The organism is Acuticoccus kalidii (assembly GCF_021556395.1).
GTDB lineage: Bacteria > Pseudomonadota > Alphaproteobacteria > Rhizobiales > Amorphaceae > Acuticoccus > Acuticoccus kalidii.
In genome coordinates, this window is the sequence record NZ_JAKGCS010000006.1 from 377856 (window position 1) to 399480 (window position 21625).

Below are 21625 nucleotides of genomic sequence, written 5' to 3' on the forward strand. Positions count from 1 at the left end.
CGCCGCGGGTCTCGCGGAGGGGCGCCGGCCGGGGCGGATGATCAGCCGCCGAGGCGCTGCCGGACCTTGGCGACGCTCGCCTGCGCCGCCGACGCGAGAAGGCGGGCGTCGCTCCCGACCGTCACCATGTCATAGCCCCATTCGAGGGCGCGGATGGCGTATTCGGGGCTCGCGCAGTGGATCGCGGCCTTGATGCCGGCCTTGTGCGCGGCGTCAAGGATGGTCTTGATCGCGGCGACGATCTCGGCCTCCTCCCGGTCGAGGCCGGCGGGGAGGCGGCCGTTGGTGATGCCGATCGAAAGATCCGACGGGCCGACATAGACGGCGTCGAGACCGGGCGTCGTCACGATCTCCGTGAGATTGGCCATCGCCTCGGCGGTCTCGATCATCGCGAAGGCAAGGATCTCGTCGTTCGCCTCCGCGCCATAATTCGCCCCGGCGGCGAAGGCGACGCGCGTCGGGCCGTAGCTGCGCAGCCCGTGCGGCGGATACCGCATCGCCGAGACGAGCGCCTCGGCCTCCGTCCGCGAATTGACCATCGGGCAGATGATCCCGTAGGCGCCGGCGTCGAGCGCCTTCATGATGATGCCCGGCTCGTTCCACGGCACGCGCACGATGGGGACCACGCCGCTCGCGCGCATCGCCTGGATCATCGGCAGGGCGACCATATAGTCGAGCGCGCCGTGCTGAAGATCGATCGTAACGCTGTCATAGCCTTGTTCGGCCATGATCTCGGCGGTGAAGGTGTTGCCGATCGACAGCCAAGCATTCAGCGCCTGTTGCCCCTCCGACCAGTGGTGTTTGACGGCGTTCTTGATCATCGGGGTTTCCTCATCATCGGGTCTTGTTTTCCCCGTGATACCCGATCGCGACGACGTTTGCGCGGACTTCCGTCCGTCCCGGTGGATCGACGGGCGGCGGTGGTGCGGCTGTTATTTCGATTGCCTGTCGTCGCGAACGGTCGCGGCGCGCTGATACCAGCGGATCGCCTCGGTCTGGTCGCGCGGAACGCCGTCGCCGGCGAAGTACATGTCGCCGAGACGGTACATCGCGGCCCGGTCCCCGGCCTCGGCGGCGTCGCGCGTCTCGCGCACGAGGCCGGCCTCGTCGGCGGGGGCCGCGTCGGCGAGCGTGTCGAGACGGAGGGCCGCGGCGCGCGCTTCGGGGGTATCGGGATAGGTCTCGATGAATCGTTTCAAAACGGCCGTATCCCGACTTTCCGCGACGAGGGCGTAGACCTCAGCCGCCCGGCTCATGGTGGCCGGTGTCGCCGCGCGTCGGAGTGTCGGCGAAGCGGCGACGATCTCGTGGAGGCGTTTTGCGGCGTTGAGCTCGCCCGGCACGACCGCGCGATAATGAAGGCCCACCATCGCCCGGCTCTCATTGTCGAACACCGGCGCGCCGGAGGAGCCCGGCAGCGTGTCGCACAAATGGAGCATGTCGGCGCCGTCGAGCGCCGGCGAATGGGTCGCGCAGGCGAGGCTCACATGCTGCTCGCGTCCGCCCGGATGATGGACGACGAAGAGGGATTGGAGGTCGCGCACGACCCCGCCCGGATCGAGCGCCACGGTCCCCCATTTGGCGCCCGGCGCGCCGTCGACGCGGTGGATCGCATAATCGAGCGCGGCGGAATCCTCGACCGGATCTAGGGTGACGTCATAGCGCTCGACGCCCACTGAGCTGCGCGGCTTCAGATAGCCCATCCACAGAACCGCCTCGGTCGCTCGGCCGGCGGGATTTCTGGCGATGCAATGATGGTTGGTGAGGAGGAGATCCTCCGCGATCAGCGTTGCGGTGCAATAGCCGACCTGCCGGCCCGCGTCCGTCTCGACCGCGATCGAGAGGCGGCCGACGGGCCGTCCGAGGCGGCGGATCAGATCGTCCGGATGATAGGCGCGGGCCGCGCGCATCCGGCCGGCCGCGCTCGATGTGATGATCGCGCGGTCGATCCCTTCCGCGCCCGGCCGCGTTGCGGCGGGCGGGTCGAGATCGCCCACGGACCCGTCTGCATAGATCGCGACCTGGGCCGCCGCTCCGGCCGTGTGTGCGAGGAGGAGCAGCGCCGCGAGCCCCGCGCGCAAACGCCCCGCCGTCCCGCGGCAGCGGATCCTCGAAGGGAGAGCGCGTCTCGGCTGCATGGCTCGATCCTCCGGGTGGGGCGGAGCCTCGGCACGCGGCCCGCGATCCGTCAGGGATGAACGAGGTGGGCGGGGGCTTCAAGCCTCACTCGGTCCGCGTCATCGCGCGGCGGCGCAAGGGGCCCGTCTGGTAGGGCGTTTCCGTGGGATAGACGCAGGGCGCGGTGCGCACATCGGCCTTCGCCTCCGCCTCTGCCTCCGCCTCTCGTGCGATCGCGAGGCGGGCGAGCCCCGCCGCGCAAGATGGCGCGGGCCGCTCCACGCTGGGCGCGGGCGGTTCGGGCGACGCGCTCCCGTCGGCGAGGACGGCGAGCGGAATGAGGAACAACGGCGCAATCAGCGCGATCGAGACGCGGCGCGCGAGGCGGATGACGATCGGGTCGGCGAAGTCGTGGTGCACGGCGAGGCTCCTTCATGAGGCGACGAAGGAGGCGGTGGAGACGGGAGAGCGATTTTCGCGCGAGCCCTCACGGGGGCGAGGGTGGTGGGCCTGGCGTGCGGCGAAGGGAGATGTCAACGCGCGATATTCTTGAAGTTGCTTCTTGCTCTGATAATATTCGCAATATTAGCTACTGCAATATTGTTTCGATCCCAATTTTAAGGTGATGCATATGAGCGGTGGTGTTGTGAGCTCCGAAGAGCAATTTCGTCTAAAAGAATTTGAATTGATACGCGATGAAATTGCAAAGCGAACCGAGGATCAGGTCGTTCTAGAGCGTAATGTCGCGATCGCGATCGGCGCGATCTTCAGCATCATCGCAACGCTTTCTCCCGGCATCCGACCAAACGTTTCAGATGTCCTGCTGAGTAAGATCTTGTCGGATCCGCGGTTCGCGGTGAGCCCCGATCCCATCATTTTCGTCCTCTGGTTCCTGCCGCCCTTTATCCTCCTGTTCGGCCACTTTCGTTGGAAGGCGAACGAGGAGCAAATTGCCCGCCTCGGTCGCTGCATTAGGGACGAATTTCCGTACGAGACATGGGAGAAGTACAACGCCTGTGCGCGCGGCGCTCCAGATAGCTCCGTGTGGTGGCACGCCATGCGTTGGGGGTGGCGGCTGGCGATCGTCGGCTTCACCGGGCTCGCGATCTACATGACCGTCGACGGCTGAGCGCTGCGCCGCCGGCAGGCCGGTTCGCCCCACCGATCAACCGCAGGTGACAACGCGGCGGGGCCACTTGCCAATCCCATCCGCCGCCGTTACCTGCGGCTCTAGAGGACGACCTCTCCCATCATGGGCACCAATCAGGACGGCCTGACGTTTCGGAGGGCCATATGGCCTGGTTTATGCTCCTTGTCGCCGGGCTTCTCGAAGTCGTCTGGGCGTTTGCCATGAAGCAGTCGGAGGGGTTCACGCGCCTCGTGCCGACCCTCGTGATGGCGGTCGCGATGGTTGGAAGTTTCGTGCTTCTCTCGATTTCGATGCGCAGCCTCCCACTCGGCTCGGCCTATATGGTCTGGACCGGGATCGGGGCCGTCGGCGCGTTTCTGGTCGGCATCGTCGTGCTCGGGGAAGCGGCGAGCGTCGCGCGGATCGCGGCGGCCTCGCTCATCGTCGTGGGCCTCGTCCTCATGAAGGTGTCGACGCCCTCCTGACCGACCTAGTCGGTGAGGCGCAGCACGAAGCGCTCCACCGGGGAAATGGCGTCGTCCGCCCACAGCACATCGACGGGAACGACGAGCGCGCCGACGGTGAGCGCGCGGATCGGCACCGTCGTGGTCTGACCGGGGGAAAGCGCCATCCCGCGGAAAAGCCGCTGATCGGCGGTGATCGCCACCGTTGCGAGAGGCTCGCCGACGCGGATTTCGAGCGTCCGGTCGTCGGCGTCGTTGCGCAATTCGAGCAGGCAGAGGCGGTCGAGCCGGATCTCGATCGTCTCCTCGAAGGTCGCCTCGCGCCGCTCGCGCACCAGTGGGCGGCCGTCGAAGAGAGCGTCGCGGCAGGTCTCGCCGGCGAGGGGGCGGGCGGTGATGATCCGGATCGCGCTCACCGGCGCGTCGGTCACCGGATAGGCTTCGAGCATCGCCTCCGCGAGCGCGCGAGGGGCGGGCAGCGCCAGGAGGACGGCGAGGCAGATCGCGCGGATCGGCCCGGTGCGAGAGGTCATCGGCGCTCTCCTCGGCTGGTGATCGTGAGGGCGGCCGTCTCCGTCTCCGAACGGGCGAGAAGCCGGCTCGACCGTCCGTCCGGCGGCGCACGGAAAACGAGCATGTAGGACGCGCCCGGCGACAGCGCCATCGGCCGGCCGACCGGCGAATCGCCGGCGATCACGATGCCGGCGAACCCATCGTCGAGCGTCAGGGTCACGGGCGAGGCGGCGCGGTTGGTGAAGCGCAGCGCGCATGTGGCGCCGTCGCCGTCGATCGTCGCGACCTCACCATCCACCCGAAGCGTCTCGGCAGCGAGCGGGCGGCCCTCCATGTGGGCGGAAATGCAGCTCTCGCGGTCCGGCGCGCTCAGCCGTTCCAGGCGGATTAGGGAATTGAACCGGTTCAACGTGGTCTCCTTCACGAGGAGAATGGAACCACCAAAGCCGATCGCGACGAGAAGTGCGACGAGCGCCACCGCGCCCCACCGCCCGGTGCGCGGGAAGCGGGGGCGTGGCCGTGCCGGCTTTACGCCTTCTGCCACGCCGGCGGTCAGTCGCTCGATATCGTCGAACGTCGCGAGGGGGAGGCATTCCGCCCCCGCCGGGAGAGCGGCGAGCGCCTCTTGCGCCGCCGGACCGGGCGCCAACGCGACCACCAGACGCGCCTCGGGGCGGGCCTCGGCGAGGATCTGCGAATGGGCGAGCTTTTCGCCGATATGACGCGCCGCGCCGGCCGGGGCCAGGGTCCCATCGACGGCGCCGGTCGCCCAGACGACGATATCCGCCTCGGCGACCGGGGCGAAGACCGCGCCATGGGCGGCGAAGCGATGGGCGATGAGAACCGGAAGCTCCCAGCTCCGCCCATCCTCCACGCGCCCCGACAGGGTGAGATGGAACGGCCCCGTCTGGTCGCCGAGCGCGCGCAGCGGCCCGTCGGCGAGGCGGTGATAGTCGGCGGCGATCGGCAGGGGGCGGAAATCGCCCTCGCCGGTCACGGTGCTCTGGCCGAGATGCGGCTTTTCCTCGAGCCGCACGACACGCGCGAGGCCGCCCGTCGTCGGCACCAGGACGGCGACGCGGCGGGCGTTCAATGGCGGAGCACTCGTCTCGTCGATGCGGGTGGTTAGCGCGGTCACGGGCTTTCGGTATCGGCGTGAACGCCAAGCCTATCCTTCACCTCGCCGGAATGACAGAGCCTCCCGGTCCGCGACGGCGCCCGGTTCAGATCAGGAAGATGTGCGTCGTCGGGCTCTCGATGAGGCGGGCGGCGTCGGCCTCCTGCGGGGCCGTTCGCGAGAGGCCGAACTGCACGATCCCGTCGACCGGCGATGTCAGCGGGAGGCGGACGAGCGTTCCGTCCTCGCCGACGAGCTCCAGCGCCTCGGGGGCGATACCCTCGGGCAGCGTCAGGATCAGCCAGACGGCGTCGTCATCCACCGCGACGCGGATCTCGATGCCGTCGACGATGCGGCGCTGTCCCTCCGCGCTCGCCGCCGCGAAGGCCGTCGGCGAGGAGACATGCGCCGTGATCGCGCGAAGGCGCCGATAGAGGGCGAGCGCGCCGATCGGCACGACGCGGGTCTCGGCGAACGTCTCGCGGGAGGCGGCGCGGCGGGCAAGCTCGGCGACGCCGATCCGCGTGCCGGGATCGGCGCTCTCGGCGAGGGTCCGCGCGGCGATCGCATCGACCATCGCGGCCTTGAGGGGATCCTCATCCGCCATCGGCGCCTCCTCGGGCGGGCCTGTAGCGGCGCGTGAACTCCGCGGCGAACGCGGCCTTGTCGGCCTCGAACGCCTCGCACAAAGGATGGACGCGGCCGTGCGCGGCGATCTGCGTGCGGGCGGTGGCGATCATGCCCGCGAGGGCGAGGAGCGCAGCGCGGATCGCCTCGAAACGCGCACGCAGGACCTCGGGCGGGTGGGCGAAGCTCTGCGACCGGCTGCGGGTGAGAATGGCGCGGCCTTTGTCCCGCACGGCGGCGGTGCGCGCATCGTCGTTCGCGCTCGACAAAGAGAGGAGCACCGCGAGCCATCCGGCCGTCCGCTCACCCATGGCGGCGAGACGCTGGTCGATCTTGTGATAGTCCGCCGCCTCCACGCACGTCACCCGCTCCTCGAGCGGCACCTTCGACCGCCCCGTGCGAAGGGAGTTGGAGAGACCAGACTGGATCGGGTGGAAGGCGAGGAGGCGGAGCAGCGCGCGCGGCCGGCGCTCCCCCTCCGGCAAGGTCGCCGCGACAAGCTCCAGGACGTCGAGCTCGGCCTGGGCGTAAGTCTTGAGGTCGGTCTCGCGCAAGGCGGCGAGCGGCGTGTCGTCCGGTTCGAGCGCGGCGAAATCGAGCCCGCCGTCGTCCTCCTCGCGCCCGCCGAGGGTGCGGGCGAGAAGCGGATCCTCGACCGAACCCGCCGTCTCGAACGCGCCGCGTTCGGCGAGGGCGCGTCGCATCGCGAGAAAGTCGAGCGCCGTCAGGAGCGCGGTGCGGTACATCACGAAATAGCGGTTCTGCGGGTCTCGCCAGAGGGCGAAGATTTCGTCGTCGCTCGTTTCGCGGCGGGGCGAGCCGCCGAGCGTGCGTTTGATGAAATCGAAGCCCGAGGCGGCGTGCCCCTCCGCGAAATGGATCTTGCGATAGTCGTAGAGCCGGCGCGCCAGCGCGCGCACCCCCTCCCGGAAGGCGGTTTCGTCGACCCCGCCGGGTGCGGCCAAGGCGTCGAGGATCGCGGTCACGTCGGCGGTGTGGCGATAATCGTCGGCGGCGAGGAGGAACTCGGCGAGCTTGCGCAACAGCGCGATCCGGGTGCGGCCGAGCGTGATGATCGCCTCGAAGGCGCCGAGGCGGACGACGCGGCCGAGCGGCTCGATCGTCACCGTGGCGGGATCGCTGGCGGGGTGGGCGGCGAGGCGAGCGAACACCTCGTCCGGCGAGAGGGCGAGGAGGAGGAGGCCGCCGGCCCGCTCCGCACCGCCGGTCTTGCCGAGCGCGGCGACGAGGACCGCGAGCGCCCAGACCGGCTTGTCTCGATTGGGCGGCCAGCCACGAATCAACGCGTCCGCGAGCGCATCCTTGAAGCGATCGCTATAGAGGCGGTCTTCGAAAAGAGCCGCGAACTCGCTGTGCGCATGGTCGGACCAATAGCGGGGCGTCATGACACCGTCGTCTCGTTCGCGGGCGATATCGGCACGGCGCGCCCGTTCGATCAAGACCGCGGCGCAAATCAACCGGCTGGCGGCAGCGTCTCGTAACGGACCGTCCAGCCGCGGCTCGGCAGCGCGATCGATCCCATGATCTCCGGGGGAACGGTGAGCGGCTCGATCTGCCAGGCGCCGGCACTCTCCGGCGCCTCGTCGAGGCGGATGAGATGCGGGGCGGGCTCGAGACCGACGGCAAAGCCGTCGAGCGGCATCGACAGGCCGCGACCAAGCGCCTTGATCACCGCCTCCTTGGCGGTCCAGACACGGAAAAAGGCGTTCTGCCACGGGTCGGACATTCGTCCGCCGGGGCCGAGATGGGTGTCGAGAAAGCGCACCTCTTCATGCGCGAAAAAGCGCGTCGCGAGCGCGCGCTCGACCGGCCGCACGGCTTCGATATCGAGCCCGATATCGGCACCCTCGGTGACGCCGAGCGCTGCATATTCGCTGGTGTGGCTGAGGGAGAAACGAAGATCCGCCTGGCCGGCGCGTCGCACCAGATAGGGCTTGCCGTAGGTGCCGAGCGTGAAGGTCAGCGCCTTGGGCGCGACGCCGAGACATCCGCCGAGGATGCGCCGCACGGCGGCATGGGCGACGACATAGCGCCGACGGTCGCGCGGGAAGACGAAACCATCGGCTTTGCGCCGTTCGGCCGGATCGAGAAGCGCTTCATCCTCGGGCGAGACGGTGTCGTCCTTGCCGTCATAGACCGTAAGGTCGAGCCGCCAGATCCACACCCGGACGACGCGCTCATCGGCCGGCTCGCCATCGTTCGCGGGATCGACGGTCGGGCTCATGCGGTCTCCCGCCATGCTCGCAAGGCTGGCCTCCTTTGAATGGCCGGGCGTGGGCGGCGCGAGGATAACAGAGATGACCGCGCGGGCGTCCTCGCAAACAAAAATCGATCGCGGCCGGCCAGCCGCCACAATCGGACGGATACGGCGACGGGATTATCGCGCGGGATGGCGAATCTCAAGATGAGGCGCGTCGCGGTCGGAGGCTCGTCCGGCGAAACATCCGGGGCTCGATCGCGCAAAAATAAAGGCGCCGCGACAGAGTCGCGACGCCGGAAAACGTGACGCGGGGCGCCTTATTCGGCGGGGGCGTCCTGCGTGGGCGCGTCGGCCGCCGGCGCTTCGGTCGGGGCCGCACCGTTCATACCGCCCATTCCGGGCATGTCGCCCATGTTACCCATGCCGCGCATGGGGCCGCATTCTCCGCGGCCGGGGCCGCCGCGGCGGTCGGCGTGGCGCATGGCATGGTCGCGATCGCCACGGCCGTGACGCCAGCCATGCCGCTCGCGGTCTCCGCGACGCTCGGCGCGGGGCCGCTTGCGATCGGATTTGTCGATCACGCCGTCACCATTGCGGTCGAACTTCTCGACGAGGCCGCCAAAATGCTCGTCCACCTCGTCGCCGCTGATGTCGCCGCTGCCGTCCGGGTCGAAGAACTGGAAGGTGCGGACCATCATCGGACGGGTGAGATCGAGCCAGATCGCCTCGAACTCGTCGAGCGTGATGTTGCCGTCACCGTCTTCGTCGCCGAGTTCGACCTTGCTCGCGATGAAGGCGTCGATCTCCTCCTGCGAGAGCGAACCGTCGCCGTCGGTGTCGGCCTCGCGGATCATCTTCATCATCATGAACCCGCCCGGGCCGCGCATACCGCCATGACGAAAGGCGCCGGGGCCGCCGGGGCCGCCATAGAAACCGGGCCCGCGGTCCGGACCATGCGCGGAGGCGGAGGTGCCGAGCGCGCTGGCGGCGATGCTACCGACGAGGATCGTGGCGAGGGTCAGAGATTTCTTCATCGTTACTCATCCTTGTTACGGGCGTGTCGTGTTCGACGAACGTGACCTAACGCGCCGGGCCGCAGGATGTGTGTCGGGGACGAGGGGTGTTTGTCTCGTCCCGTCGCAACGTCTGACACTCGTTACATATTGCGACAAAGTTCTTCTGCAAGGCGGCCGGAAACCGCTAATCGAAGAGCATGACCGATCCGCACATCCTCGTCGTCGACGACGCGCGCGACATCCGCGAGCCGCTCGGCGCCTACCTCAAGAAGCATGGCCACCGGGTGAGCCTCGCCGCTGATGCGGCGGCCGCGCGCGAGACCATCGGCAACGGCGCGATCGATCTCGTCGTGCTCGACGTGATGATGCCGGGCGAGGACGGGCTCAGCCTCTGCCGCTGGATCACCGGGCGCGGCGGGCCGCCGGTCATCTTGCTCACCGCGATGGCCGACGACGCGGACCGGATCGTCGGTCTGGAGCTCGGCGCCGACGATTATGTCGTGAAGCCCTTCAATCCGCGCGAACTGCTCGCCCGCATCCGCGCCGTGTTGCGCCGCGTCCCGCCGACACCGGCGACCCCGCCCACCGGGCGACGCCGCTTCGCCGCCTTCGTGCACGATCCGAACGCCCGCACGCTTCGCCATAGGGAGACGGAGGCGGTCGTCGACCTCACATCGGCGGAGAGCCGTCTCCTCACCGTCTTTCTCGACCGTCCCCGGGCCGTCCTGACGCGCGATCAGCTCCTCGACCTCACGGCCGGGCGGGAGGCGAAGCCTTATGATCGCGCGATCGACAATCAGGTGAGCCGGTTGCGCCGCAAGATCGAGCTCGACCCCAAGAAGCCCGCGATCATCGTGACCGAATGGGGCGGGGGCTATCGCCTCGCCGCCGACGTCACGGCCGACGCGGAGGAGGAGGGCTGACGATGGCGCGGCGCTGGTGGATGCCGAAGAGCCTGGCCGGTCAGCTCGTCATCCTGCTCCTCGCGGCGATGGTGAGCGCGAACGTCGTCGCGATCGTCCTCTTGAACTCGGAGCAGGCGCGCGTCGTGCGCGAGGTGCGGCGCGGGGCGCAGATCGATCGCATCACGGCGGTTGCGTCCGTGGTCGCCGAGCTGCCGCGTGCGCAGCGGGGCGGCGTTGCCGTCGCCGTGTCGACGCCGTTCCTGCGCGTCGATATTGCGCCGGGTCCTAGGGTTGCCGAGACGGCGCCCGATACCGTCTCGCGCGATCTCGCCGAGCGGATCGCCGCGGCGCTCGGCCTCGCACCGGAGGAGGTGAATGCCACCGTCGCGGACCTCGAAGACCGCCGCCATCATCGCCGCCATTGGCGCCGGTGGGGCGGGCTCGACGTCATGGTCTCGATCGCGCTGCCGGGCGGAGAATGGCTGAACGTGCGGCAGATACGGCCGGATGGCCCGCCGCCTTTCGCAAGCCGCGGCGTCCTCTTCGCGCTGGGGCTTTCGGTGCTCGCGGTGACGGTCGTCGCGATCTGGTTCATTCGCCGGCTCACGCGGCCGATCCGCGCGCTGGGCGATGCCGCCGAGCGGGCCGGGCAGGGCGACACCGGGGCGCGTGTGCCGCTCGGCGGTCCCGGCGAGGTGCGCCGCGCGGCCGAAGCCTTCAACGCGATGCAGGAGCGGATCGCCGAGTTCAACGCCGACCGCGCCCGCACCATCGCCGCCGTCGGACACGATCTGCGCACGCCGATCACCTCGTTGCGCATCCGCGCGGAGATGCTCGACGACGAGACGCGCGACGCGATGGTGAAGACGCTCGACGAGATGCGCGTCATGGCCGACGGGCTGCTGTCATGGGGGCGCAGCGAGGCGGAGCGGGAGGCGGCGCAGACGGTGGATCTCGCCGCGCTCGCCCGTGGCTTTTGCGACGCCGACGGGGCGCGCGTTCGCTATCACGGTCCCGCCGAGCTGGAGGTTACCGGGCGGCCGGTGGCGCTGTCGCGGGCGCTCGGCAACATCGTCGGAAATGCGCGGCGCTATGCCGAGACGGCCGACGTTTATGTTCGTCGCGAGGCGGCGGACGCGGTGATTACGGTGGAGGATGACGGGCCGGGTATTCCGCCGGAACGGCTGGTGGAGGTGTTCGAGCCCTTCACGCGGCTCGAACAATCGCGCAGCGCCGACACGGGCGGCGCGGGTCTCGGTCTCTCGATCGCCAGGACGATCGTTCACGCCCATGGCGGCACCATCCGCCTCGACAATCGCGAGGGTCGGCCCGGCCTGCGCGTGACGATCCGACTTCCCGCCCTCGACCGGCCAGCGCCCGGAGCGGCGAAGCGCGCCTAGCGCGAACGCGTCGACGGCGCGCCGGACGGCGGGACTGGCGAGACGGGCCGTGACCCGCCGGCCGCCGGTTCAGATCGCGCCGAGCGCGGCCTCGGCTTCGAGCTTGTCGCGGCGAAGCGTGCGCAGCTCCTGAAGGCGGGTGTCGATCGTGTTGGTGCGTTCGACGATGCGCTGGCGCACCTGACCGCCTTCGGGCGTGCTGACATCGATCGCTTCGAGATTCTCACGGTCGATCTTCACCGCCTCGCGCAGGTCCGCGATATCGGCCTCGGCCGACTGGATGCGCCGATCGAGCGCCGCGATCTCCGCCGTCATCGCGATGACGCGTTCGAGGCTCGCGCGGGTGTCGTCGTCGAGCCTGCCGCCGAGGGCGAGGACCTCCTCGATCATCGGCGTCGAGAGCGTCGTGATGCGGTAGCCCTCGATCTGCGGCCGCGTCGCCACAATCTCGATACGGCTCGCGCCTGCCGGCAGCTCCGCGCGTAGCCGGGCGCGACGATCGTCGAGCGGGGCGATCTCGGTGCCGACGCCGTCGCTCGCCTCGATGCTGTAATCGGTGCCCGAGGCGTGATTCTGGTCGGCGACCAGCGTCACCGGCTGTTTGGCGTCGAGCGCGAGGGTGGTCCGCGTCACCTGATTGCGGGTGAGGCGGAGCGTTCCGGCGCGAAGCGAGGCGTTGACGAGGCTCTGGCTCGCTCTGTCCGTCATCGTGACGTCGAGATCGGCGGTGTGGGCGAAGGGGAGGATGCGGACCTCGCCGCCATCGGCGCCGGCAAAGCGCGCATCACCGGCGAACCCGTCCGCATCGTAGACGGCGATGAGGCCGCCGGGAACGGTCGCGTCGGCATCGAAGGCGAGTTCGAGCGCGTCCATCGCGTCGGTGCCCCGCGCGAGGTCGACATAGGCGATGCGGCTCGCCTCCTTCGCGGCCGAGAGGAAGGGCACGGAGAGTGTACGGCCGGCGTCGAGGTCGATCTTCTCGGGGACGATGAAGGTGGTGCTCGCGCTACCGACGAGGGCTTCGCCGCCCGTCATGAGCGGGGCGGCGTCCATCGCCTCGTCGGCGAATTTCTGCCGCGCCATGCGACCGGCGACCATCGGCGCCGGCGCCGCCATTTGCGCTTCGGCGAAGACATCGGCGGCTGAGGCGGCGACGATATCCGTTTCGGCGGTGCGGCCGACCTCGAACGGGGCGACGGGACGGCTCGTGCGGAGCGGGGAATAGACGTCCTGCTGATAGGCGACGGGCGTTCCGACGGCGAGCCGCAGATCGATCCCGTTCCAGTCGAGCCCGGTGGTGTTTTCGAGCGTCGCCCAGCCCTGGAGGTCGACCTGGCCCTCCGCATCGATCAGGGCGCGATAAGACGGTCGCCACACGGTGGTGGGCACCACGAAGGAAAAGCGTGCGAGCCCGTCATGAGCGAGCTTCACGGCGAGCTGGCGGCGCCCGTCATCGACGCTCTCGCCGAGCGCGGGCATCAGCTCGGCCATCCGCCGCGCGACGGCGTCACCCTCGATCGACAGGGTGTCGAGGGAGGGGAAGGTCGCATAGCGGACGGTGCCGTCGCTGGCCGCGAGCGAGACGCGCACGGCGGGGCGCGGCTCGCCTTCGGCCGTCGGCGGGATCATGATCGGCGTGAATCCGAGAAGCCGGCCCTCGGCGGCAACAGGTCCGCCCTTCAACTGAACCGTCTCGCCGACGAGGGCGCCGAGCACGGTGAGCGGGTCCGACAGATCGCCGGCGAGGAGACGGCCGGCGGGCGATCGCGCGCCGATCGGCTCGGCCGCCGGCATGTCGATCGACACGACGGGGGTATCGCCGGTGACGACGAGGGTGCGCAGGACGTCGGCCACCTGCGGCCGCTCGATCGCGAGGCGCATCACCGAGCCGGGCGCGTTCATCGCCCCCTCGACCTCGGCAAGACCGCCCGTCGCGAGGGTGACGCGCGTCACCGCGATATTGGGGTCAGCATTCACGTCGGTTGGATCCTGGGCGATCGCGGGGACACTCGCCGCGATGATGACGGCAAAAGCGCCGAGGGTACGAAGGACCGGCATACGCAACTCCGCTCTGTGGCGCGAGGGCGTAGCATGTCGGCCCTCGCCCGCAAAGCGGATCGATGGCGCGCGCCTTGCCGTCCCGCGCATCGGGGAAGGCCGCGCCGACGGCGCGGGACGGGGTGGGAGGATGGAAGGCGCAGGCAGAGTTTTCCCGCGGCGACCGCCTCCTTGGGCGATCGCCGCGGGGGCGTTAGCGGGGCGTGATCAGCCGGTGACGCCGATCGGCCAGGGCGCGAACTCTTCCTCGCCGACGCCCATCGCTTCGCTCTTCGACCGTTCGCCGGAGGCGACGGCGAGGATCTTGGCGAAGATCTCCTCGCCCATCTCGTCGAGCGTCTTCACGCCGTCGATCACCGGACCGCAATTGATGTCCATGTCGCCGACCATGCGCTCGTACATCGGCGTGTTGGTGGCGAGCTTGATCGTCGGGGAGGGATAGGAGCCGAAGCAGGATCCGCGCCCGGTGGTGAAGCAGACGAGATTGGCGCCGCCGGCGATCTGCCCGGTCGCCGCCACCGGATCGAAGCCCGGCGTGTCCATGATGACGAGCCCGTGCGCATCGACCGGCTCGGCATATTTGAAGACGCCCTCGATCCCCGTCGAGCCGCCTTTCTTGGAGCCGCCGAGCGCCTTCTCGATGACGTTCGCGATCCCGCCCGCCTGGTTGCCGGGGGAGACGACACCGTTGATCTGCGTGTCGCGGCCACGCGTATGGTCGAGCCACCAGTCGATCCGCTCGACGAATTTCTGGCCGATCTCGGCGGTGCGGGCGCGGGCGGTGAGGGTGTGTTCGACGCCGTAGAGCTCCGGCGTCTCCGACAGCATCGCGGTGCCGCCATGGCGCACCAGGATGTCGACCGCCTTGCCGAGCGCGGGGTTCGCCGACAGACCGGAAAAACCGTCCGAGCCACCGCATTGGAGGCCGATCGAGATGTGCTCGGCCGAGCACGGCTCGCGCGTCGCCTTGTTGGCTTCGGGCAGCATTTCGCGCACGGCCTTCTTGCCGGCCTCGATCGCCGCCGCCGTGCCGCCGACGTCCTGCATCGTCACGGTGTGGAGCATCTTGCCGGCGGCGAGGCTCTGCTCCTCGAAGAATTTGGGCAGATTGTTGCGCTCGCAGCCGAGCGACAGGACGACCGCGCCCGCCATGTTCGGATGGCGGATATAGCCCGCGAGCGTGCGGCGCAGCAGATCCATCGGCTCGCCCGTCAGCTCCATCCCGCAGCCCTGCTCGTGGATGAAGGGCACCACGCCGTCGACATTCGGGAAGTCGGCGAGCCGGTCCTCGTCGAAATAGGCGCCGATCTTGCGCGCCACGGTCGCGGAGCAGTTCACCGTGATGAAGAGGCCGATATAATTGCGCGTGCCGACGCGGCCGTCGGGGCGCTTGAAGCCCATGAAGGTGGCGCGCTCGGCCGCCGGCAGCTTCTCGGTCGGCACATAATCGAGGCCGTGGCGATAGTCCTTCTCGAAGCCGTCCATCAGCACATTGTGGGTGTGCATGTAGGTGCCGGGCGCGATGTCCTCCCCGGCGAATCCGATGATCGTCGCGTATTTCAGGACGGGATCGCCCTTCTTGATCGGGTGGGTCGCGATCTTGTGGCCGAAGGGGATGTCGGCGAGCGTCGTCACGTCTTCCGAGCCGATATGCGTGCCGGCCGGGATCGCCTCGCGGGCGACGACGACATTGTCGGCCGGATCGAGGCGGATGACGGGGTCGTTCGGCCGGGTCGGTGCGGTGGCGAGAGTGGCGCTGTCGCTCATAGTGCGGATATGTCCCACGGTGGGGCCGAGGCGCGCGGCGCTCGTCGGCCGGGATTGCGGCGAATCAGGAGGCCCGCTCGTCGGGCCCATCGGTCGGACCGGCGGCCGCGCGTGGCGGCCACCGGACGCGTTCGGCTCAGCGGCCGTTGGCCTTCTTCCACTCCTCGAAGAGGGCGAGATTCTCGTCCTTCGTCGCGGGGTAGAGGCCGACGATGGTGTGTCCGTCCCGCACGCGCGAGACGACGAAATCCTCGTAGGCCGTCATGTTGGTGGCCTCGTCTGCCACTTCGTCGGCGAGATGGGCGGGAATGACGATGACGGCGTCGTCGTCGCCCACCACGATGTCGCCGGGAAAGACGGCGACGTCGCCGCAGCCGATCGGCACATTGAGGTCGATCGCCTCGTGGAGGGTGAGGTTCGTCGGCGGCGAGGGGCGGTTGTGATAGGCGGGGATCTCGAGCTCGCTGATCCGCATCGCGTCGCGGAAGCCGCCATCGGTGACGACGCCCTCGACGCCGCGCTTCATCATCCGCGTCACCAGGATGTCGCCCGCCGAAGCGGCGCGCGGATCCTTGCGCGAATCCATCACGAAGACCGCGCCGGCCGGGCAGGTCTCGACCGCATGGCGTTGCGGGTGCTGGGGATTGCGGAACACGTCGAGCGTGTTGCGGTCCTCGCGCGCCGGCATGTAGCGCAGCGTGAAGGCCGGGCCGACCATGTTGCGGCCCTTCGGCTTCACCGGACGCACGTCCTGGATGGTCTGGTTGCGCAGGCCGCGCTTATAGAGCGCGGTCGCGAGGGTTGCGACGGAGACCTTTCGCAGTTTCGCGATGGTCTCGGGATTGGGGTCGGTCATGACTTGGCCTCGAAGGTGTCGGACGTCCAGCGGCGCGCCTGATCGCTCAGCGTCAGGCCGAGTCCCGGTCGGCCGGGCACCAACATTCGGCCGTCCTTGATCTCGAGGCGCTCGTTGAAGAGGGGCTCCAGCCACTCGAAATGCTCCACCCACGGCTCGTGCGGGTAGGCCGCGGCGAGGTGGAGGTGGATCTCCATCGCGAAATGCGGAGCGAGGCGGAGGCGTTTGTGGTCGGCGAGCGCGCAGATCTTGAGGAACGGCGTGATGCCGCCGACGCGCGGCGCGTCCGGCTGGATGAAATCGACGGAATCGTTGCGGATCAGCTCGTAATGCTCCGCCACCGAGGTCAGCATCTCGCCCGTCGCGATCGGCGTCGCGAGCTCGCGGGCGAGCGCGGCGTGGCCCTCCGCGTCATAGGCGTCGAGCGGCTCTTCGATCCATTCGAGATTGAGCGGCTCGACGATGCGGCCGAAGCGCAGCGCCGTCACCCGGTCCCATTGCTGGTTGGCGTCGATCATCAGCGGCCGTGAGCCGCCGATATGGGCGCGCACAGCCTCGAGCCGCTCGATGTCGATCATCGGGTCGGGCTGGCCGACCTTGATCTTGATGCCCTCGATGCCCTTTTCGAGCGCGATGTCGATCTTTTCGCGGACCTCTTCGATCGGTGAGGAGAGGAAGCCCGACGAGGTGTTGTAGCACCGGACCCCGTCCCTGTGCGCGCCGAGGAGCTTGGCGAGCGGCAGGCCCGCCCGCTTCGCCTTGAGATCCCAAAGGGCGACGTCGAAAGCGGCGATCGCCTGCGTCGCGAGGCCGGAACGGCCGACCGAGGCGCCGGCCCAGGTGAGCTTCGTCCAGATCCGCGCGGTGTCGGACGGATCCTCGCCGATCAGCTCGTGGGCGATTTCCTTGGCGTGGGCGTAAAGGCCCGGCCCGCCGGCGCGCTTGGAGTAGGAGAAGCCGAGCCCCTCGAGGCCGCCTTCGGTCTCGATCTCGGCGAACAGGAAGGCGACCTCGGTCAGCGGCTTTTGCCGCCCGGTGAGCACCTTGGCGTCGGAAATCGGGTTTGCCAGCGGCAGGGCCGCCGCCGAGATTTTCACCCGTGCGATCCGGTCGAGGGTCGCCGGGCCGGCTTCGAGGCCGGCCTGCATCGGATTCGCCGGGATCAGCCGCTCGCGGCCCGGCTTGATGTCTCCAAGGTCCATCGGTTCCTCCTCCTAATGGATCGCCGGCTCGGGCACTTTCGGCCCGAATTCCGTCCGCAGGAAGTCGAAATCGCAGCCTTTGTCGGCCTGCTCGATGTGCTTGGAGAACATATATCCGTAGCCGCGACCATAATTCGGCTCGGGCGCCTTCCAGGCGGCGCGGCGGGCGGCGAGCTCCTCGTCCGAGACGCGCATATTGAGCGTGCGGTTCGGCACGTCGAGCTCGACGATATCGCCATTCTGCAGGAGCGCCAGCGGCCCGCCGACGAACGCCTCGGGCGCCACGTGGAGAATGCACGCCCCGTACGAGGTGCCGGACATCCGCGCGTCCGACATGCGCACCATGTCGCGAATGCCTTGCTTGATGAGCGCCTGCGGGACCGGGAGCATCCCCCATTCCGGCATCCCCGGCCCACCCTGCGGGCCGACATTGCGCAGCACGAGGACGGTGTCGGCCGTCATCGGATAGTCGGGATCGTTCACGATCGTCTTCAGCTCGTCATAGCTGTCGGCGACGAGGGCCGGCCCGGCATGCTTGTAGAATTTCGGATCGCACGCCGCCGGCTTGATGACCGCACCGTCGGGGGCGAGATTGCCCTTGAGGACCGCGAGCGAGCCCTCGTGATAGACCGGATTGTCGAGCGGGCGGATGACGTCGTCGTTAAACACCTTGGCACCGTCGATCGCCTCGCCGACCGTCTTGCCGGAGACGGTCATCGCCGACTGGTCGAGCTTGTCGCCGAGATTGACCATCAGCGCGCGCAGGCCGCCGGCATAATAGAAGTCCTCCATCAGGTAGCCCTTGCCGGAGGGGCGCACATTGGCGATCACCGGCGTGGTGCGGCCGATCCTGTCGAGGTCGTCGAGTTCGAGCGCAATGCCCGCCCGGCGCGCCATCGCGATGAGGTGGATGATCGCATTGGTCGAGCAGCCCGTCGCCATCGCGACGGTCACCGCGTTGGTGACGGCGGCCTCGGTGATGATCTTGTCGGGGGTGAGATCGTCCCAGATCATCTCGACGATCCGCCGCCCGCACGAGGCGGACATGCGCTGATGCCCCGCGTCCGCCGCCGGGATCGAGGAGGCGCCGGGCAAGGTGATTCCGAGGCCCTCGGCGATCGCCGTCATCGTCGAGGCGGTCCCCATCGTCATGCAGTGACCGTAGGAGCGGGCGATGCCGCCTTCGATGCCGGTCCACTCGTCCTTGTCGATGTTGCCGGCCCGGCGCTCATCCCAGAATTTCCACGCGTCGGTGCCGGAGCCGAGCGCCTGGCCGGCATAATTGCCGCGCAGCATCGGACCGGCCGGCAGGTAGACGAAGGGCAGACCCATGGAGGTGGCGCCCATCACGAGACCGGGGGTCGTCTTGTCGCAACCGCCCATGAGGACCGCGCCGTCGACCGGATGGGAGCGCAACAGCTCCTCCGTCTCCATCGCGAGCATGTTGCGATAGAGCATCGTGGTCGGCTTCACGTAGCTTTCCGACAGCGACAAAGCCGGCAACTCCAGCGGGAAACCACCGGCCTGGAGAACGCCGCGCTTCACCCACTCCACACGGTCCTTGAAGTGCATGTGGCAGGGCTGGGCGTCCGACCATGTGTTGATGATGGCGACGACGGGGCGCCCCTCCCAGTCTTCCGGTCCATAGCCCATCTGCATCGTGCGCGAGCGGTGGCCGAAGGAACGCAGGTCGTCCGGCGCGAACCAGCGCGCGGACCGAAGCTCGTCATAGGTCTTCTTTGTCATCTGTTCCTCGGGGAATCGGCAGCCCATCGACCACGGTCGGATCGGGACGGACGGGGCGATGGGGCGCGGCCGCGCCCATCTCCGCCGATCGCATCCCGCATCCGTGGCGGTTGTACATTTTTCGAATTCCTAGCGTGCGTGGCAATAGGGTTCAAGTGAAGTAATATATTAGATGCACCAGTCAGCGGTGACGAACGGCGGCGGGTGTGGCAGATACGGGGGCGTGATGGGACCAACGAAGGGCGGACGCGGGTGAGCGAGCACAGCAAGGTGGACAGCGCGGTCTTGCGCGCCCTTCCCGCCGGCGGTGCGATCGGCGCGGCCGGCGGGCGCGTCTACGAGGATTTGCGCCACCGGATCGTCAACATGGAGATCGTGCCGGACACGATTTTGTCGCGCGCCGCGCTCGCTCGCGAATATGGCGTCAGTCAGACCCCGATCCGCGAGGCGATCCAGCGGCTCGATCAAGACGGCCTCGTGCGCACCTTCCCGCAGTCCCGCACGGTGGTGACGCGGATCGACGCGGCGGAACTCTTCGAGGCCCATTTCCTCCGCACCGCGGTGGAGATCGAGGTCGCCCGTCAGATCGCGGCGGGGGCGAGCGAGGAGGCGCTCCGGCAGATCGAGGCGCGGATGCGGATGCATGAATCGCTCGCCGGCCACATCGACCAGATCCTCATTTTCTACGAGCTCGATCGTGATTTTCACGGCCAGCTCTTCGCGACCGTCGGTCATCACGGCATCCACACGATGCTCGTCGGCCGCTCCGGCCACCTCGCCCGCGCGCGGCGGCTCGAGGAGCCGACGGCGGAGCGGATGCAGATCGTGGTGGAGGAGCATCGCGCGGTGATGGAGGGGCTTCGCGCGCGCGATCCGGACGCGGCGGCGGCCGCGATGCGCGCGCATCTCAACAGCACGATCGCGCGGATCGAGAAGCTGCGCGTGCGCTTTCCGGACGCCTTCTCTCCGGCCTGACGGGCGGACGGCGCCGGCGATCGTTGCGGCAGCGTGCGGCCGCAATCGCGGACCGTGCGGCGCACCGCATTTCAAAATCGCCTGAGGCCCGCGGCCCGCTGAAATGCTGAACTCATGGTCAGCGATTCCCATGGGCGCAGCCGCGTGATTCAAACTCTCGGCGTTCGGGTGTCTGGACGGGACGCGTTACGATTTGAGCGATATCGGGTTGCCGCTCGTCAAACTCCTCTTGCCATTGGCGCCGCCGTGCCAGCAGAGGGGCGACGATTGGCGCGTTCCGAACGGCACCTTCGGGCTTTTGCGCGCTGGCTCGCCATCGAGCGATCTGCCCGCTCGGTACCGGCCTTAAACGCTGCTCCACAACCGCTGCAACAGGTTGGACCAATCGCGGTATGTGGCTGGCGCTGTTCGAGGCGCTGGCTCGGGAGGAGCCGGCTGCGTTGAAGCTCACCCGCAGCTCGATTGTGAGGCCCGACCGCCTCGCCTGCGCAAACAGGGGTTTCGCATCACGCTATCGACCCTTTTGGTGAAGGATTGGCGGCCAAACTCCACGCTGTCGTCAACGCACGTCGCCTGCCGGTTCGCTTCCTGAACCCTGGCCAAGCGGCGGATAGGGCGACCGCCTTGGTCCTCTTGGACGGCTTGGCCCTTGCGCCGGATATCGGCGCAAGGGCCATAGCGCGAAGGCACTCATCGACTGGTGCGCCGCACGCCGCGACCGCGCGCATCCCGCGCCCGCGTGACCTTCGCGTCATCCGCAGCATCGCGTCGGAACACGGCCGACGGCACAACCTCGGCGAACGCGGCTTCAATACATCCAAGCGCGTTCGCCGCGTCGCGACCCGGTTCGACAAGCCGGCGCCCACCCCATGGCAGCCGTCGCCCTCGTATCCTCCCGCTTTGGATTTTGCCGCCATGAGGCCACGACCGAGACAGACCTGGCGACAAATCCCATCCGCCGCCTATGTTGCATTCTGAGCGTTGCCGAAAGGCGCGCCCGACTGCTGACCGGACGGGATCCGCCGTCCAATCATGGGAGCAAATGCATGAAACGGAGTGCTTCGGCCGTCTGGAAGGGGTCGCTCAAGGATGGAGGCGGCGCGCTTTCGAGCCCCTCCGGCGTCCTCGACGACACGCCCTATTCCTTCAAGACCCGCTTCGGCGAGGGTGTCACCGGCACCAATCCGGAAGAGTTGATCGCCGCGGCGCATGCGGGCTGCTTCACGATGGCGCTGTCCAATGCGCTTTCGCAGGCGGGGCATCCTCCGACCGAGATCGACACCACCGCCACCGTTCAGCTCGATCAGGTCGAGGGGGGCTTTTCGATTTCCAAGGTCGATCTCGTGACGAAGGCGACCGTGCCGGGCGTCACGGCCGACGAGTTCGCGAGCTTTGCGAAGGGCGCGAAGGAGAATTGCCCCGTCTCCAAGCTCCTCAAGGCGGAGATCACGCTCGACGCGAAGTTGGCGGGCTGATCTCTGACGAATACGGTCGGCGCGGATCGCCTGCGC

General features: G+C 68.6%; 20 protein-coding genes. 6 read left to right on the forward strand and 14 right to left on the reverse strand.

Annotated elements, in window-relative coordinates:
• Positions 1-41: 41 nt before the first annotated feature.
• The 3 genes from L1787_RS03045 to L1787_RS03055 form a co-directional block, all read right to left on the reverse strand.
• The gene (locus L1787_RS03045; RefSeq protein ID WP_235706996.1) at positions 42-821 is read right to left on the reverse strand and encodes an HpcH/HpaI aldolase family protein; all 780 of its coding nucleotides are present in this window, start codon (positions 819-821) and stop codon (positions 42-44) included.
• A gap of 111 nt (positions 822-932) precedes the next feature.
• Entirely contained in the window at positions 933-2081 is a 1149-nt protein-coding gene (locus L1787_RS03050; RefSeq protein WP_235706998.1) for a trypsin-like peptidase domain-containing protein, read from the reverse strand.
• Positions 2082-2223: 142 nt separating this feature from the next.
• Positions 2224-2538 carry a hypothetical protein gene (locus L1787_RS03055; RefSeq protein WP_235707000.1) on the reverse strand — a complete coding sequence of 105 codons (315 nt, stop codon included), beginning with the start codon at positions 2536-2538 and terminating at the stop codon, positions 2224-2226.
• A gap of 211 nt (positions 2539-2749) precedes the next feature.
• On the opposite strand from L1787_RS03055, the gene L1787_RS03060 reads away from it, so the two are divergent.
• Both L1787_RS03060 and L1787_RS03065 read left to right on the forward strand, forming a co-directional pair.
• Positions 2750-3247: a hypothetical protein gene (locus L1787_RS03060; RefSeq protein ID WP_235707005.1), complete on the forward strand. Its 498-nt coding sequence runs from the start codon at positions 2750-2752 to the stop codon at positions 3245-3247.
• A 164-nt stretch (positions 3248-3411) separates the two neighbouring features.
• Positions 3412-3732 carry a DMT family transporter gene (locus L1787_RS03065; protein ID WP_235707006.1) on the forward strand — a complete coding sequence of 107 codons (321 nt, stop codon included), beginning with the start codon at positions 3412-3414 and terminating at the stop codon, positions 3730-3732.
• Positions 3733-3737: 5 nt separating this feature from the next.
• On the opposite strand, the gene L1787_RS03070 is transcribed toward L1787_RS03065, so the two are convergent.
• The 6 genes from L1787_RS03070 to L1787_RS03095 all read right to left on the reverse strand — a co-directional run bounded on the left by L1787_RS03070 (position 3738) and on the right by L1787_RS03095 (position 9223).
• Positions 3738-4244 (reverse strand): hypothetical protein, encoded by a 507-nt coding sequence (locus L1787_RS03070; protein WP_235707007.1) that lies wholly within the window; start codon positions 4242-4244, stop codon positions 3738-3740.
• Positions 4241-5362: a hypothetical protein gene (locus tag L1787_RS03075; RefSeq protein ID WP_235707008.1), complete on the reverse strand. Its 1122-nt coding sequence runs from the start codon at positions 5360-5362 to the stop codon at positions 4241-4243. Before L1787_RS03075 ends, L1787_RS03070 begins: the two co-directional genes overlap by 4 nt.
• Before the next feature lie 85 nt (positions 5363-5447).
• Positions 5448-5948 carry a hypothetical protein gene (locus tag L1787_RS03080; protein ID WP_235707009.1) on the reverse strand — a complete coding sequence of 167 codons (501 nt, stop codon included), beginning with the start codon at positions 5946-5948 and terminating at the stop codon, positions 5448-5450.
• Positions 5938-7374: a hypothetical protein gene (locus L1787_RS03085; protein WP_235707010.1), complete on the reverse strand. Its 1437-nt coding sequence runs from the start codon at positions 7372-7374 to the stop codon at positions 5938-5940. Before L1787_RS03085 ends, L1787_RS03080 begins: the two co-directional genes overlap by 11 nt.
• Positions 7375-7442: 68 nt before the next feature.
• On the reverse strand, positions 7443-8213 hold the full coding sequence (locus L1787_RS03090; protein ID WP_235707011.1) for a 4'-phosphopantetheinyl transferase family protein: 771 nt from the start codon (positions 8211-8213) through the stop codon (positions 7443-7445).
• Between the two features lie 293 nt (positions 8214-8506).
• Positions 8507-9223, reverse strand: a complete 717-nt coding sequence (locus L1787_RS03095) for an EF-hand domain-containing protein (RefSeq protein ID WP_235707012.1) — start codon at positions 9221-9223, stop codon at positions 8507-8509.
• 179 nt (positions 9224-9402) lie between these two features.
• Between L1787_RS03095 and L1787_RS03100 the strand changes: the two genes are divergently transcribed.
• Positions 9403-10128 carry a response regulator gene (locus L1787_RS03100; RefSeq protein WP_235707014.1) on the forward strand — a complete coding sequence of 242 codons (726 nt, stop codon included), beginning with the start codon at positions 9403-9405 and terminating at the stop codon, positions 10126-10128.
• A gap of 2 nt (positions 10129-10130) precedes the next feature.
• The gene (locus L1787_RS03105) at positions 10131-11510 is read left to right on the forward strand and encodes an ATP-binding protein (protein ID WP_235707016.1); all 1380 of its coding nucleotides are present in this window, start codon (positions 10131-10133) and stop codon (positions 11508-11510) included.
• A 69-nt stretch (positions 11511-11579) separates the two neighbouring features.
• Here L1787_RS03105 and L1787_RS03110 read toward each other — a convergent pair whose 3' ends face one another.
• The 5 genes from L1787_RS03110 to araD form a co-directional block, all read right to left on the reverse strand.
• Positions 11580-13568 carry a DUF4139 domain-containing protein gene (locus tag L1787_RS03110; RefSeq protein ID WP_235707017.1) on the reverse strand — a complete coding sequence of 663 codons (1989 nt, stop codon included), beginning with the start codon at positions 13566-13568 and terminating at the stop codon, positions 11580-11582.
• A 207-nt stretch (positions 13569-13775) separates the two neighbouring features.
• Positions 13776-15335: a UxaA family hydrolase gene (locus L1787_RS03115; RefSeq protein WP_235707019.1), complete on the reverse strand. Its 1560-nt coding sequence runs from the start codon at positions 15333-15335 to the stop codon at positions 13776-13778.
• A gap of 136 nt (positions 15336-15471) precedes the next feature.
• A complete protein-coding gene (locus L1787_RS03120) occupies positions 15472-16191 on the reverse strand; it encodes a ribonuclease activity regulator RraA (RefSeq protein WP_235707020.1) in 720 nt (239 codons plus the stop codon).
• Positions 16188-17393 (reverse strand): L-talarate/galactarate dehydratase, encoded by a 1206-nt coding sequence (locus tag L1787_RS03125; protein ID WP_304523953.1) that lies wholly within the window; start codon positions 17391-17393, stop codon positions 16188-16190. Before L1787_RS03125 ends, L1787_RS03120 begins: the two co-directional genes overlap by 4 nt.
• 12 nt (positions 17394-17405) lie before the next feature.
• Complete coding sequence (gene araD / locus L1787_RS03130) at positions 17406-19139, reverse strand: L-arabinonate dehydratase (RefSeq protein ID WP_235707022.1); 1734 nt, start codon at positions 19137-19139, stop codon at positions 17406-17408.
• Positions 19140-19391: 252 nt separating this feature from the next.
• Here araD and L1787_RS03135 point away from each other — a divergent pair, with 252 nt between their 5' ends.
• Together L1787_RS03135 and L1787_RS03140 are read left to right on the forward strand one after the other, a co-directional pair.
• Complete coding sequence (locus tag L1787_RS03135; RefSeq protein WP_235707024.1) at positions 19392-20114, forward strand: GntR family transcriptional regulator; 723 nt, start codon at positions 19392-19394, stop codon at positions 20112-20114.
• 1046 nt (positions 20115-21160) lie between these two features.
• The gene (locus tag L1787_RS03140; RefSeq protein ID WP_235707025.1) at positions 21161-21589 is read left to right on the forward strand and encodes an OsmC family protein; all 429 of its coding nucleotides are present in this window, start codon (positions 21161-21163) and stop codon (positions 21587-21589) included.
• The last annotated feature ends 36 nt before the right edge of the window (positions 21590-21625 follow it).